The sequence below is a fragment of the Amycolatopsis sp. NPDC102389 genome (assembly GCF_044765885.1).
In the GTDB taxonomy this organism is placed as follows: domain Bacteria; phylum Actinomycetota; class Actinomycetes; order Mycobacteriales; family Pseudonocardiaceae; genus Amycolatopsis.
Genome location: NZ_JBIWKX010000011.1, coordinates 126,153 through 138,844, shown reverse-complemented (window position 1 = coordinate 138,844; position 12,692 = coordinate 126,153). Strand labels below are relative to the sequence as shown.

The following is a 12,692-nucleotide window of genomic DNA, read 5'->3' as shown; positions in this document are numbered from 1 at the left end:
CCGTAGGAGATCCGCAACCCCGCCGGGAGGGGTTGAATTGCGGATATACTCCTTGTATACAAGCTGTATGCGCAACCCCCAATCTCGGAGGACCGATGCCTGAGCTGCGTTTCACCCTTCCCGACGGCCAGGAGCGGCGGACCGAGGTCCACACGCTGCTGAACGCCGGATACGCCGGCCGCAGCCAGGAGGACGTCGCCGCCCACGTGGCCGAACTGGCCGAACTCGGCGTCCCCGCGCCTTCGGTGATCCCGGCGCTCTACCCGGTCGCGCCGTACCTGGCGAGCCAGACCGGCGAGGTCCCGGTGCAGCACGAGCGGACCTCCGGCGAGGCCGAATGGGCCCTCGTCATCACCGGCCCCGAGGCCGAGGACGTCCTCCTGACCGCCGCCTGCGACCACACCGACCGCGCGCTCGAAGCGCACGGCGTCGCGTGGAGCAAGAACGCCGGCCCCGACGTCCTCGCCGCCAAGGCGTGGCGCCTCGTCGACGTCCAGGACCGGATCGACGACCTCACTCTCTCCGCCTGGGCCGGGGAAACCCTGATCCAGCAAGGAAAACTCGCGGAACTGCTGCCGCCGTCGTACTGGCTGGACGTCCTGCGCGAGCGCGACCTCTACGCCCCGGGCACCGTGCTCATCTCGGGGACGATCCCGATGGTGCACGGCGTCGACCAGTTCGCCGATTCCTGGCGCGTGGAACTGGGCGACCCGGCGACCGGCGAAACGATCGAACTCGCCTACTCCGTGCGGCGGCTGCCCGAACCGATCGGCTAGAGCCCGAAGGCCTCGAAAACCTTCGGGTCCTGGAACACGACGTTGTGGGAGATCCCCGACGGCGTGACCGTGAAGACCTGAAGGGTGTGCAAGCGGAGCACGCCCGCCTCGTCCGGGCAGTAGGCGGCGAGCGCGGGCTGCCCGTTGGCCTCGGTGGGGGCCATCCGCCAACCGGTGCCCCGCATCGCGAAGACCCTAGCGATGAACTTGCCGTAGTCGGCGCGCCCGGAGTACCAAAGCGGCACGGGCGGCATTTCGAGGACGGCGTCGTCGGTGAGCAGGGTGACGAGCGTGTCGACGTCGGCGGCCTCGAACGCCCTGGCGTAGCGCTCGACCAGGTCCCGATCGGGCTCGCCACGGTGCGGCGCCCACGGCGCGGCGAGAGTGCCCCGCGCCCGCTGGAGGGCACTGTTCACCGCGGCCGCCGACATGCCGAGCTGCTCCGCGACTTCGGCCGCGCTGAATTCCAGCACTTCACGCAGGATGAGCACGGCACGCTGACGCGGCGGCAGCGTCTGCATCGCGGCGACCAGCGCCAGCCGGACGCCGTCGCGTTCCGCGGCCCTCGTCAGGGGATCCTCGCTCAGGTAGCGGCCGGGCAGCGGCTGCAGCCAGGGCACCTCGAAATCCGGGACCAGCGGGGCATCAGAGTCGTCGCTCGCCGCGCCGAGCCCCGAAGGCAGCGGACGGCGTGCCCGGCCTTCGAGCGCCGTCAGGCAGACGTTGGTCGCGATCCGGTACAGCCAGGTTCGTACCGAAGCGCGGCTTTCGTCGTATTTGTCACGCGCCTTCCACGCCCTCAGCAAGGTTTCCTGCGCCAGGTCTTCGGCGTCGTGGATCGACCCGAGCATCCGGTAGCAGTGCACGACCAGTTCGCGCCGGTAGGCGGCCGTGTCGATGTCCACCGCCGGGACCTTAACCGAAATTCTTCCCCGGACACCGATGAGTTCCCCCGCCCGCGCCGGTAGGTACCTCCATGAACGACATCATCGTCATCGAATTCACCACGCTCGACGGAGTCGTCGAGGACCCCGACGGCTCGGGCGGGACCGCGCACGGCGGCTGGGCCTTCCGGCACGGTCCGGAGGCCGTCTCCGGCGACAAGTTCGACCTCGGCGCCCGGCTCGAAACCGGCGCCCTGCTGCTGGGCCGGAAGACCTGGCAGCTGTTCTCGAAGCTGTGGCCGAATCGGACCGACGAGTTCTCGGCCAGGATGAACAACGCGACCAAGGTCGTCGCCTCGCGCACGCTCACCGACGTCGGTGCCTGGCAGAACTCGACCGTGCTCTCCGGGGATCTCGCCGACGAGGCCCGACGGCTGCGCGAGGAGCGCGACGTGATCGTCATCGGCAGCATCGGCATCGCGCGAACCCTGATGGCACAAGGACTTGTCGACGAATACCGCTTGCTCGTCTTCCCGGTGGTGCTGGGCGCCGGACGCCGGTTGTTCGAGACTCCGTGCGATCTGACGCTGGTCTCGACGGAGCAGCGAGGCGCGGCGGCGTCGCTGCGTTACCGGACCGGCTGAAGCAGTTCGCCGAGGAAGGCCCGGTACTCGTCCTTCATCGGCAATTCGCGGTCGACCCGGACGCGGCGGCGGGTCGCGGAGACCTCGATCCCGCGCACCGGATCGAATCCGGTGCGCTCGTAGGACTCCCAGTACAGCCCGACACCGCGCCGCTGCCAGACGGGGACTTCGGCGAAGTTGACGCCGTGGGCGAAAAGCAGCTCGTTCTTCTCGGAGACACCGGCGCCTTCGAGAACGGCTCCGGCCTCGCTCGCCGATTTCCCCGCCTTGCGCAGAACCCAGTAGCACCAGCCGTTGAGCGCGCACCGCGTCGCGTCCGCCTGGCGCCAGGAGAAGTAGTCGACGACGTCGTCCGCCGTCGTGCCGAGCCAAACGCGGCCGTCGAAGTGCGCGGGCACCCCGGCCGCGTGGGTGAACGCGGCCGAGGCGACCCCTGCGGAGATCGACACGAGCTTCTCGACACCCCGGCCGAAGAGGTCGGAAGAAGGGGCGAGCAGCAGCGAGATCTCGTCGCTTTCCGTGTACACGTAGGGCGACGCGAACTCCGCCATCAAGGCGTTCGCCGTCTCGGCCATGAAGCCGGCGAACCCGGGATCGAACGGCTTCTCGAAGCGCGCTTCGGTGAACTTGGAGAAACCCCGGCCGTCGACGCGGAGCACCGTCCAGGCTCCCGGCGGCACGGTCAGCCCGTGGAACCACTCCCGTTCCCGTTGCCGCGCCTCGAAATCACGCACGTCCATGCCTCACCCCCGCTCCACGACGAAACCGCCTTCGCCGTCGAAACCGACGGTGTACAGCTCGTCGAAACCATCCTCGGCGCTCGGGCGCCGCAGCCGCTTGAGAGTCGCATACAGACCGACGTCGGGCACCCGGGTTTTGGCGCTTCGCAGCGCGTTGCGCTCTTGGGAACCCTCGAGATCCGGCGGGAACCAGTACCCGGTGACACGCGCGCCGTACCGCCTCGCGACCTCGATCAGCGGCATCCACTCCTCGGGTGACGGGTTGGTGTTGTCCACGACCACCGAACGGCCCTCTTCGAGCGCTTCGGCCAGCATCCGCAGCTGGCGGCGCTGCCGCCGCTTGGCGTTCGGGAAGTGGTCCTTGCTCAGGTGGACGTGCGTGCCCGCGAACCGCCGCCGGGAGAACGTCGACTTCCCGGCCGCCTGCAGCCCGATCAGGATCACCACTTCGACCATGTCCGGCAACCTATCCGAAGACTTAGGTAAGGCAATAATGAATAAGGATTGCCTGCATTCACCGAAACACTTTCCACTCGCATCGCGCCGTTTTCCGTGTTTCACTGAAACGGTGACCGAGACGGTATCGACCGAACATCCTCATGAACCGCACGCGGATCTGGGCGGCAAGCTGAACTGGTTGCGCGCCGGGGTCCTCGGTGCGAACGACGGGATCGTGTCGGTGGCGGGCATCGTGGTCGGCGTCGCGGGCGCGACCACCGACCCCACCACGATCGCCACCGCGGGAATCGCGGGGCTCGTCGCGGGCGCGCTTTCCATGGCGGGCGGCGAATACGTCTCCGTGAGCACGCAACGCGACACCGAGCGCGCACAGTTGCGGCTGGAAAAGCGCGAACTGAAAGAGATGCCGGAAGCCGAAGAACGGGAACTCGCGGCAATCTACGAAGGCAAGGGCCTTTCCCCGAAACTGGCCGCCGAGGTCGCCCGCGAACTGACCGAAAAGGACGCGCTGCAGGCGCACGCCGAGGCCGAACTCGGCATCGATCCGGACAATCTGACCAGTCCGTGGCAGGCGGCGTGGGCCTCGCTGGTGGCGTTCACCGTCGGCGCGCTGCTGCCGTTGCTGTCGATCGTGTGGACGTCGACCTCGGGGCGGGTCTGGGCGTGCGCCGCCGCGGTCGTGGTCGGGCTGGCGCTGACCGGGTTCATCAGCGCGAAACTCGGCGACGCCCGGGCAGGCCGCGCCATCGCGCGGAACGTCGGCGTCGGCGCGCTGACCATGCTGGTGACGTACTACGTCGGCGTGCTGTTCGGGACGACCGTGGCGTAGCCGATCGCGCACTGGGGTGGGGGGGGGGGGGGGGGGGGGGGGGGCGGCCCCCCCCCCCCCCCCCCCCCCCCCCACCACCGGTACCGAAGCGGGTCAGGCCACGACCTGCACCACGTCGCCGCTCTGCAGGGTCGTGAAGTACTTCTGCGAAGCCGCCGCGGACAGGTGGATGCAGCCGTGCGAGTACACCGAGAGGCTGCCGGTGTGGAAAGCGATACCCGGCAGGAAGAACACCGAGTTCGGCATCGGCGCGTCGAAGGCCTTCGAGTGGTAGTTCTTGACCTTGGCCGAAACGTGGAACACCCCGGTCGGCGTGGCGTGCCCCTTCTTACCGGGCAGCTGCTTGACCGGACCGTAGATGACCTTGCCGTCCTGCAGGAGCCACGTCTTCAACGCGGAAAGGTCCACGCACGCGCTCACGCCCGGTGAGGCCAGCGCGGCCTTGCAGGGCACGTCGGCGGCGTTCGCGGCGGGCTTGGGCGCCGGTTTCGGTGTGGGCTTCGGCGTCGACTTGGGCTTCGAAGACGTCGGCTTCGGCGTGGAACTGCTCGGCGTCGGCGTCGCGGACGAGGTGGCCGGGGTCGAAGACGGCGCGGAGGTGGTCGTCGGCCCGCCCGCCGGGTCGCCCTGCGCGACGGCTCCGCCACCGGGCGCGCTGCCGCCGGCGTTGCCCGAACACGCGGTCAGCACCAGCGCGGTGGCCAGTGCGGTCACCCCCACCAGGAACTTCTTCACGACCCGTACCCCCGTTTGCCCGTAGTCCGTCTGACATGGGTAAAGACGGAGCTCACCCGCCCGGGGTTGTTGATCGGAAGGTCACGATCGCGTCTCAGAGCCTGTTGGCGGAGCTGAAGATATACCCCGAAGCGTGCCCAAACGCGTGAACCCGCCCTGGCCGAAGGCCCCGCTATCGCGGTGGCAGGGCGCCCTTCACCACCGTCGCGACTTGAAAGACCAGACAGCGCCCTGCCGACGTCGATCGCGGACGCGGGTTCACCAACAAACACTCAGGGCACGCGGCCGACGACCCGCGCGTACATCCGGCCCGGATTGGCGCCCTCGTCCAGGTATCCGGGCAACGGCGGCAGGTCCCGCGCGAACACGGCCAGCCGCCCGAACAGCTCGTCCGCGTCGCGAGGCCGCCGTTCCGGGTCCTTTTCCAGGAGATCCGCGAGCAGCGTGTTCAGTCCACCCGGGACACCGTCCACTTCGGCCGGGCTCTCCTTGACCTGCTTCTCGAACACCGCGTACGCCGTCGGACCGGTGAACAGCTGCCTTCCGGTCAGCATTTCGTGCAGGACGCAGCCCAGCGCGTACAGATCGCTGCGCGGCCCGGCGATCCCGCGCTGGATCTGCTCGGGCGCCATGTACGCGGGGGTGCCGAGGATCTGCCCGGCGCGGGTGAACTGGGCGACGTCGGTCTCGCGCAGCATCGCGAGCCCGAAGTCCAGCACCTTCACGCTGCCGTCGGGGCACAGCATCAGGTTGGTCGGCTTGAGATCGCGGTGGCAGATGGAAAGCGCGTGCGCGGCCGACAGCACGGCGCAGGCCTGCGCGGCGATCGCGGCCGCCCACGGCACCGGCAGCGGACCGTGTTCGGCGGCGAGATCGGCGACGGTCACGCCCTCGATGAACTGCATGACCTGGTACAACCGCTCGTCGTAGGTGCCGAAGTCGTACAACGTCGGCGCGCCCGCGTGTTCCAGGGTGGCGAGGATCCGCGCCTCGCGGATGAACCGCTGTTCGAGTTCAGCGTCCGGGCCGCCGGGAAGCCCGAGGAACTTGACCGCCACGCGGCGGCCGAGATGCCGGTCGTGGCCCGCGTACACCGCGCCCATCCCACCCCGGCCGAGCGGGAGCTCGTCGAGTTCGTAGCGGTCCGCGATCAGCAACCTAGTTCCCCGGCCTCAGTTGACCTTCCGTCAGTCCGGTCAAGCCTAGCCTGACCAGCTCCAGGCCCGATTCCGCCGCCTCACGGACGGCGTCTTCGAAGGCGGCGAGCCGGGTGAACGCCTCCCCGTGCGCGCGTTGCGTCTCGATCGGCAAGCGCGGAATCCGGGTGCGTTTGAGGTCGATCCTCGTCGACGTCGTCGGCGCGATCTGCCCGGCCGCGCGCAGGCAACCGGCGAGGAACGCGGCATCGAGCCGTTCGGGATCGGTACGGTACTTCGACATCGTCGGCTCCGCCGCGAACGTCTCTCCACTGTGGACATACGCTGGCACGGCGGGCGACGCGACGACATCGCCTTCTTCCACCGATTCCGGCACGGTGAGGACCCCGGACTTCAGCAGCTCCCCGATCGTCACGAACGAGGGCTTCTCGTCGGAAACCACCAGTGACGGCAGCTCCGGCCGGATCCCTTCGAAATGCCTTCGTACTTCAAGGAAAGCTTCGCCCGCGTGTACGTCGCGTGCCTGATACCGGGCGGGGGAAAGGTCGATCTCCTCGTCGAGCAGGTCGATGATCCGGACCGCGCCCGGCACCTCGGCGCCGCGCAGGTGCGCCCGCCACTGTTCCTCCACAGTGGACGGATCGGCCAGCAGGAGCAGCCGGGACGGCGGCCGCTCCCCAGGCTCCGGCCTTCGCAGCAGCCAGAGATCGGCCCCGCCGATCGTGACCACGGCACGCAAAGCCCCGGCCCGCAACAGATTCCCGCGGATCCGCCGCCCCGTGCGACGGCCCGCCGCGGCGGGCGGCATGCGGATCGCGACGAGTCCGCCGGGTTTCACATGCGCGAGACAGTGCTGCACCCACGCCAGTTCCGGTTCGCCGCGCGGCGGCTGACCGTACTCCCAGCGCGGGTCGCCGATGAGTTCGTCGTAGCCCCATTCCCGCTCGTTGAACGGCGGATCGCAGACGACGGCGTCCGCGAGAACACCTTCGTAGGAGTCCATCGACAGGGCGTCCGCGCCGTACATCTCCATCTCCGCCCCCGCGAGCAGGAGCCGATGCGCGGCGATGCACGAAGTCGCCGGATCGTCGACCTGGCCGAGCAGCCGGGTCCCGCCGGAGGCCAGCAGCAACGTCCCCAGCCCACAGGCCGGGTCGAGCACGACACCGGGTTCGGGGCCGATGAGGCGGGACATCAACGCCGCCACCGGTTCCGCGGTGACGGACAGCTGGCGGGAGTGCGCCTCGACGTAGCGTTCGCACAGGAACTCGTAGGCTTCGCGCGCGCCACGCTCCTCGGCGAAGCGGTCCAGCAGTTCGAGAAGCTCGGCGTCGTCGTAGCGGGGCGAGAAGGTCCACGCATGCCGCCGCGACAGGTACGAACCCACGCGGCCGACCCGGTCGCCGAGCGCCAGATCGTCGCCGAGGTTCCGCAGCCGCTGCCAGATCCGGTCGCCGAGCGAGATTTCGACCGGCTTCCCCCGCTCACGCAGCCAGTTCTCGACGGCGAACAGCGAAAAGAGGGGGCTCGACGCCGTTCCGCCGACGGGCGGCGGAAAATCTCCGTAACGTCGACGCCAGTTGCTCACCGCGGCGCGGCCGACGCCGGCGATCCGCGCGATGTCCGCCGCGCTGACGGTGGCTTGCTCCTCCATCGGCGCATCGTAACCGACAGCTGACCATTCCAACCCTTTGTTTGTGAACTCAGTACACAGCTGCTTTACTGGGAGCCATGAGGTACACCCTTCGGTACGCCGCCGGCTCGGACGTCGGACGGCGCCGCCAGGTCAACCAGGACTCGGTCTACGCCAGCACCAGGATGCTGGCGGTCGCCGACGGCATCGGCGGGCAGCCCCACGGCGAAGTCGCCAGCGCCGAAGCGGTCGGCGTCCTGTCCCGGCTCGACGCGGACCTCCGCGGCTTCGACCTCGCGGACGTCGACCTGGTCGAGGTGCTCACCGGCGGCCTTCGCACCATCGACGACCGGCTGGCCGCGACGGCCGAGCAGGAGCCCGAGACGCGGGGCATGGGCACCACCCTGACGGCGCTGCTGTTCGACGGCTCGCACTTCACGGCCGCCCACATCGGCGACTCGAAGGGTTACCTCCTCCGCGGCGGCACGCTTCAGCGCTTCACCCGCGACCACACCCTCGCGCAGGCCCTCGCGGACGACGGACGCATCGACCCCTCAGAGGTCGAGGGACATCCTCGCGGCTCGCTGCTCATGAAGGCGCTCTTGAGCACCGGCAGCGGCGAAGCGGACATCTGGGCCTTCGACGCCGTCCCCGGCGACCGTCTCCTGCTGTGCTCGGACGGGTTAACGGCAACGGTTGTCGAAACCGTTATCAAGGACGTCTTGGGGGCCTTCCAAGATCCAGCCGAGACGGTCCCGAGGCTGATCGACCTGGCCAACGAAGGCGGCGGACCGGACAACATCACCTGCGTCGTGGCGGACGTTGTCGACAACACCGTGCCCGCGTCCGCCTGAAGCCACAAACGCAGGTCAGACCCGCCTTCGCGGGGGCGAAACGGCATCCGGTATCGTTCCCCACGGAGGATTGGCCGAGCGGCCTAAGGCGCACGCTTGGAAAGCGTGTTGGGTTCACGCCCTCGCAGGTTCGAATCCTGTATCCTCCGCCGCAGTAACCAGGCAAAACGCCGGGTAGCCCGCCTCAGGGCTACCCGGCGTTTTCCGTCTCAGTCTCAGTTCCAGTCTCAGTTGCCCCTGATCAGGCCACCTTTCCGGTATTGCCGTTGTCGCCCTTCGCGGTCCACAACAGGCCGTCGACCCGGCCAGCCACACCACGCCGGATACGGTCCGTGACGTGCTGGTACCGGGCGGCCATCTTGCTGCTCGACCACCCCATGATGGCCATGACGGTCCGCTCGGGCACCTCCAGCAACAGGAGAACCGTGGCCGCGGTGTGTCGCGCGTCGTGCAGACGCCGCTCATCGACTCGCGCTTCGCGCAGCAGGGCCTTCCAGTGGTGGTAGTCGGTGTTCGTGCTCATCACCCCACCAGTCGGCGTGGTGAAGACGTAGCCGGTCTCCGTCCACATCTCCGCCGCGAGCTCGCGCTCGACATCCTGAGCGGCCTTGTGCCGGACGAGCAGAAGCGCGAGCTGTGAAGGCAGCCCGACGTAACGGGTCCCGGCGCGCGACTTGGTCTTCTTCGTCTCCTTCCTGACGTTGACCTTCTGGGGGCAGTAGCCCGCGTGCTTGCGTCCGCAGGGCGTCGTACACCCGTGCTTGTACTTCGGTCGCTGGCGGCTACGCCGTACCGCGATGTCTGGCGAGTAGAGATCGACGCAGTCCTCGCAGAACTCAACCTTGTGTTCCTTGCAGGGCCGGTCCCACTCGGCCCAGTCGACGTCCTTCCATTGGATTCCCAAGGTCTCGCCTTGGCGCAGCCCGAGTGCCAGCGCGATGGCCCATCGCGCGCTGTTCCGCTTGCGATCGGCGGTTTCCAGCAGGCGTTGGATGTCGTCGACGTCGTACGGCTCGACTTCCTCCTCTTCGACTTGTGGGGCGCGAGCGAGGTCCACCGGGTTCTCCGTGATGATCTTCTGGCGTTTCGCTTCATTCAATGCGGCACGGATCGTCCGGTGCGCCTGATGTGCGGTGGCTGGCTTCAGACCAGCGTTCTGCATCTTGCGGTAGAGCTTGTTCAGGTGTTGCGGTTCAAGATTGTTCTCGGCATGGGCGCGCTGTAGCCGGAAGGCGCCGACGCCGGGAATGAGGTGCACTCGGCATGCGACCTCGTAGGCGTCCCAAGCACTTTCGCTGATCGTGGGCGGCGCCATGATCTCGTACAGCCAGTGGTTCAGCCAGCTCTCTACCGTCCAGTTCTGGCCAGCCTTCTTCACCTTTCCTTCGTCACGCTCGTTCTCCAGCTCACGAACCCGATCCCGGACGTAGTTCTCATCCTTCGACATGGTGTGACGGCGGTCCGGGTCGCCGTTGTCCTTGAAACCGACTTGGACACGGCCGTGCCAGTATCCATCCGCGCCAAAATAGACGGTGCTTTGACCGTTCGGATTGCGCGAGCCTTCAGGGCGCTTTTTCCTTGCCACGTATTAGGTCCTCTCAGGCGCTCTTGCACTGGCGTTCGATGAGCGATGCCGCGTATTCGTCCGCTGCGGAAACAGGAATCCGGCGCAACCGCCCGATCGTCACAGACTGCAATTCGCCGCTGTCGATGAGCTTGAAAGCGGTCGTGCGGCCGATCCCGAGGTATTCGGACGCCTCCTCGACAGTGAGCAGAGTCCGCTGCGGGAGCGGCCGGATTGGCGTCGGCGGATCGGGCATGCGGGCTTGCTCTGCGACCGCAGCAGCCAGCTGCGCGATCTGCTCTGCCAGCTGTGCAAGGTTGATGGCCTGCGACATGGCGGGCTCCCTTCGTTCGAGCACGACAAGAACGCCACCGACGGCGATTGCGGTGCGTGGTCTACCAGCGGCGACGCAAGTGAGGGGTGCGCACAGAACGCACAAAACCCTCACAACCTCGTAAGTCGGGGCCTCTGTGCAGCTCAGGGCACGTTTCTGGCGAGGGTGTCGATGTCGCACAGAACTGTGCACAGAACTTCTGCGCACACACAGAACCTCGGGTCCGGGTCGTCGGACTCGGCCCCGAGGGCTGTTTCGGTGACTGTCGGTGGCGGCTGGTCGGGTTCGGTGGTGCGTGCGGCGGCGGGGGTTTTGTGTGCACACAGATGTTCTGTGCGAGGTTCTGTGCGACGCGGGAACACCTCGCGGGCCCGCCCGTGACCTGTGGAAACGGGCGGGCTCGGAGGTTGTGAGGGTTCTGTGGGTTGTGTGTGCACCCCGTTCTGGCGGGGTGGGTCAGGTGGTGCGGTAGATCGGGTGGCGCCAGTAGTGCGGGCTGGGTGGTCGTCCTCCTTTGCTGGCGCGTTCGGGCTGGGCTTCGGCGGCGACGTGCCCTAGATCTGCCAGCAGTTCCAGCCCGCGTTTGAATTCGTCGGTCTTCATTTGCTTGGTGCGGATCTTCTGGAATGCCTGGCGGATGGTGAACCGGTCTCCGAGTTCCCAGTCGCGGCGGCTGATGCGGTCGAGGATGCGGCGGGCGATCCGGATGGTGTCGTCCTGGCCGATGTATTCGAGGGTCGCTTGGGCGTGGGTGGCGTAGTACTGGGTGATGCGCCACGCGTTCGCGACGGTGGTGTCGGAGATTTGCGGGTTGTTCCACGCCGTGCGCGGGTATTCGGCGAGGTGCAGCAGCGCGGCGATCCGGGCGGTCTGCCCGGCGAGTTTCCCGGCCCAGTCAGCGATGTCGGCCCATTCCCCACCGGTCGGGTCGAGCCGCGGTTCGATCGTGCCTTCGATCTCCGCCATGAGGTCGTCGGCGGCCGGGGAGAACGTGAGCGTCACGGGCTCGTCGAAGCCGTGCAGCGCGGTGGCCATGGCGAGCATTTTGGCGGTGTAGGCGTCGGCGACCTCCGGTGGAATCGGGTCGGGCCGGATCTTGCGGCGGCCGGACAGCGGGACGGGGCGGGCGAACAGGATGCGGGCGAGGAACCCGTTTCCCCGGAGTTTCGGCGGCAGGTCCTCGATCACGGTCGGCTGGATCGTCAGTCCGAGGGTGAGCGCGGGCCGGGCGACGTATTCGGAGCGGTCGCCGCGGTCGACCCGGAGTTCGGTTCCGGAGTAGCCCTTGAGGAACACTTCGGCGTTGACGTTCCCGGAGTAGCGTCCGGCGACGATCTCGAAGATCGTGCCCTCATCGGAGAGCACGGCCAGCCGGCCGTCCTGTTGGGCGAGGATGGTGGCGACCTTCTGCGGTGTGACGTCGTCGGCGATCAGCTGGGGCGGGTGCGGGATCGCGATCGCGTCGGCCTGCAACGCGGCGTCGACCGCGTCCGCGATGGCCTCTTCCTGTGCTTGCTGGTCGGTGAGTTCCTCCCCGGTGATCGTGGCGGCCTTCTTCTGCGCTTTGTCGCGGGCGGATTCGGCCATCTGCTGCTGCATCCGCGCGGTCTCGATGCTGTGGCGGGCTTCCTCCCGCAACGTCCGTTCCAGGGTCCGGATGGGTTCGGTCATCAGCGTGAACACCGGCGACTTCCGCGCGGACGGTTCCATGATCACGACGGTGAACAGGGTGGTCTGTTCGGCCCAGCCGTCACGGACCTTGACCATCACCCGGCCCCCGGCCGCCGTCGACAGCGTCGCCAGCGCGAGCGCGCCGGGCAGGTCGACCGGGGTCTGCATGGTTTCGGCGACCGCGTCGGTGAAGTCCGCCAGCCACCCCGGCAGCGCCTCGCTCGGGAACCGGGACAGCGCACGCAGGTTCGACAGTGGCGCGGGCCGGTCCGGCCACGGCGAGATTCCGTCTTCGCTGGCAGGCACAAGGGTTCCGTCGGGGGCGGGGCGTTCCGGGAAGTCCCGGATGTTGGTGGCGGGTTCTGCGGACATGACGTACCTCCGCGGTCGTTGGTGGTGCTGTGGTGCGGGT

The 12,692-nt window shown here is 68.1% G+C and carries 13 protein-coding genes and 1 tRNA gene; 5 read left to right on the top strand and 9 right to left on the bottom strand.

Annotated elements, in window-relative coordinates; genetic code table 11:
• Positions 1-95 precede the first annotated feature (95 nt).
• Positions 96-776 (top strand): DUF2848 domain-containing protein, encoded by a 681-nt coding sequence (locus ACIRGA_RS13200; RefSeq protein ID WP_400940239.1) that lies wholly within the window; start codon positions 96-98, stop codon positions 774-776.
• Here the strand turns inward: ACIRGA_RS13200 and ACIRGA_RS13195 are convergent.
• Complete coding sequence (locus ACIRGA_RS13195) at positions 773-1,681, bottom strand: sigma-70 family RNA polymerase sigma factor (protein WP_400940237.1); 909 nt, start codon at positions 1,679-1,681, stop codon at positions 773-775. The genes ACIRGA_RS13200 and ACIRGA_RS13195 overlap by 4 nt on opposite strands.
• Positions 1,682-1,752: 71 nt before the next feature.
• Here ACIRGA_RS13195 and ACIRGA_RS13190 point away from each other — a divergent pair, with 71 nt between their 5' ends.
• On the top strand, positions 1,753-2,304 hold the full coding sequence (locus ACIRGA_RS13190; RefSeq protein ID WP_400940234.1) for a dihydrofolate reductase family protein: 552 nt from the start codon (positions 1,753-1,755) through the stop codon (positions 2,302-2,304).
• Here ACIRGA_RS13190 and ACIRGA_RS13185 read toward each other — a convergent pair.
• Entirely contained in the window at positions 2,289-3,044 is a 756-nt protein-coding gene (locus ACIRGA_RS13185) for a tRNA(His) guanylyltransferase Thg1 family protein (protein ID WP_400940231.1), read from the bottom strand. The two genes, ACIRGA_RS13190 and ACIRGA_RS13185, sit on opposite strands and share 16 nt — an antisense overlap.
• Positions 3,045-3,047: 3 nt before the next feature.
• A complete protein-coding gene (locus ACIRGA_RS13180; RefSeq protein WP_400940228.1) occupies positions 3,048-3,500 on the bottom strand; it encodes an AAA family ATPase in 453 nt (150 codons plus the stop codon).
• 112 nt (positions 3,501-3,612) lie between these two features.
• On the opposite strand from ACIRGA_RS13180, the gene ACIRGA_RS13175 reads away from it, so the two are divergent.
• Positions 3,613-4,332, top strand: coding sequence for a VIT family protein (locus tag ACIRGA_RS13175; RefSeq protein ID WP_400940226.1), 720 nt, complete (start codon positions 3,613-3,615; stop codon positions 4,330-4,332).
• Between the two features lie 93 nt (positions 4,333-4,425).
• On the opposite strand, the gene ACIRGA_RS13170 is transcribed toward ACIRGA_RS13175, so the two are convergent.
• The 3 genes from ACIRGA_RS13170 to ACIRGA_RS13160 form a co-directional block, all read right to left on the bottom strand.
• Positions 4,426-5,067, bottom strand: coding sequence for a L,D-transpeptidase (locus ACIRGA_RS13170; protein ID WP_400940224.1), 642 nt, complete (start codon positions 5,065-5,067; stop codon positions 4,426-4,428).
• Between the two features lie 272 nt (positions 5,068-5,339).
• Positions 5,340-6,224, bottom strand: coding sequence for a serine/threonine-protein kinase (locus tag ACIRGA_RS13165; protein WP_400940223.1), 885 nt, complete (start codon positions 6,222-6,224; stop codon positions 5,340-5,342).
• Between the two features lies 1 nt (position 6,225).
• Positions 6,226-7,878 (bottom strand): N-6 DNA methylase, encoded by a 1,653-nt coding sequence (locus ACIRGA_RS13160; protein WP_400940220.1) that lies wholly within the window; start codon positions 7,876-7,878, stop codon positions 6,226-6,228.
• 77 nt (positions 7,879-7,955) lie between these two features.
• On the opposite strand from ACIRGA_RS13160, the gene ACIRGA_RS13155 reads away from it, so the two are divergent.
• Together ACIRGA_RS13155 and ACIRGA_RS13150 are read left to right on the top strand one after the other, a co-directional pair.
• Positions 7,956-8,711, top strand: a complete 756-nt coding sequence (locus ACIRGA_RS13155; protein ID WP_400940217.1) for a PP2C family protein-serine/threonine phosphatase — start codon at positions 7,956-7,958, stop codon at positions 8,709-8,711.
• A gap of 64 nt (positions 8,712-8,775) precedes the next feature.
• Positions 8,776-8,860: transfer RNA gene (locus ACIRGA_RS13150), tRNA-Ser, on the top strand.
• Positions 8,861-8,952: 92 nt separating this feature from the next.
• On the opposite strand, the gene ACIRGA_RS13145 is transcribed toward ACIRGA_RS13150, so the two are convergent.
• The 3 genes from ACIRGA_RS13145 to ACIRGA_RS13135 form a co-directional block, all read right to left on the bottom strand.
• Positions 8,953-10,296 (bottom strand): tyrosine-type recombinase/integrase, encoded by a 1,344-nt coding sequence (locus tag ACIRGA_RS13145; protein ID WP_400940214.1) that lies wholly within the window; start codon positions 10,294-10,296, stop codon positions 8,953-8,955.
• 13 nt (positions 10,297-10,309) lie between these two features.
• Positions 10,310-10,609 (bottom strand): helix-turn-helix domain-containing protein, encoded by a 300-nt coding sequence (locus tag ACIRGA_RS13140; RefSeq protein ID WP_400940211.1) that lies wholly within the window; start codon positions 10,607-10,609, stop codon positions 10,310-10,312.
• A 456-nt stretch (positions 10,610-11,065) separates the two neighbouring features.
• Entirely contained in the window at positions 11,066-12,652 is a 1,587-nt protein-coding gene (locus ACIRGA_RS13135; protein ID WP_400940209.1) for a YfjI family protein, read from the bottom strand.
• Positions 12,653-12,692 lie beyond the last annotated feature (40 nt).

What these genes read in the sequence shown, in the direction of transcription:
- ACIRGA_RS13200 (WP_400940239.1), top strand. Translation starts at nt 96, where the DNA reads ATGCCTGAGCTGCGTTTCACCCTTCCCGACGGCCAGGAGCGGCGGACC.
- ACIRGA_RS13190 (WP_400940234.1), top strand. Translation starts at nt 1,753, where the DNA reads ATGAACGACATCATCGTCATCGAATTCACCACGCTCGACGGAGTCGTC.
- ACIRGA_RS13185 (WP_400940231.1), bottom strand. Translation starts at nt 3,044, where the DNA reads ATGGACGTGCGTGATTTCGAGGCGCGGCAACGGGAACGGGAGTGGTTC.
- ACIRGA_RS13180 (WP_400940228.1), bottom strand. Translation starts at nt 3,500, where the DNA reads ATGGTCGAAGTGGTGATCCTGATCGGGCTGCAGGCGGCCGGGAAGTCG.
- ACIRGA_RS13160 (WP_400940220.1), bottom strand. Translation starts at nt 7,878, where the DNA reads ATGGAGGAGCAAGCCACCGTCAGCGCGGCGGACATCGCGCGGATCGCC.
- ACIRGA_RS13155 (WP_400940217.1), top strand. Translation starts at nt 7,956, where the DNA reads ATGAGGTACACCCTTCGGTACGCCGCCGGCTCGGACGTCGGACGGCGC.
- ACIRGA_RS13140 (WP_400940211.1), bottom strand. Translation starts at nt 10,609, where the DNA reads ATGTCGCAGGCCATCAACCTTGCACAGCTGGCAGAGCAGATCGCGCAG.
- ACIRGA_RS13135 (WP_400940209.1), bottom strand. Translation starts at nt 12,652, where the DNA reads ATGTCCGCAGAACCCGCCACCAACATCCGGGACTTCCCGGAACGCCCC.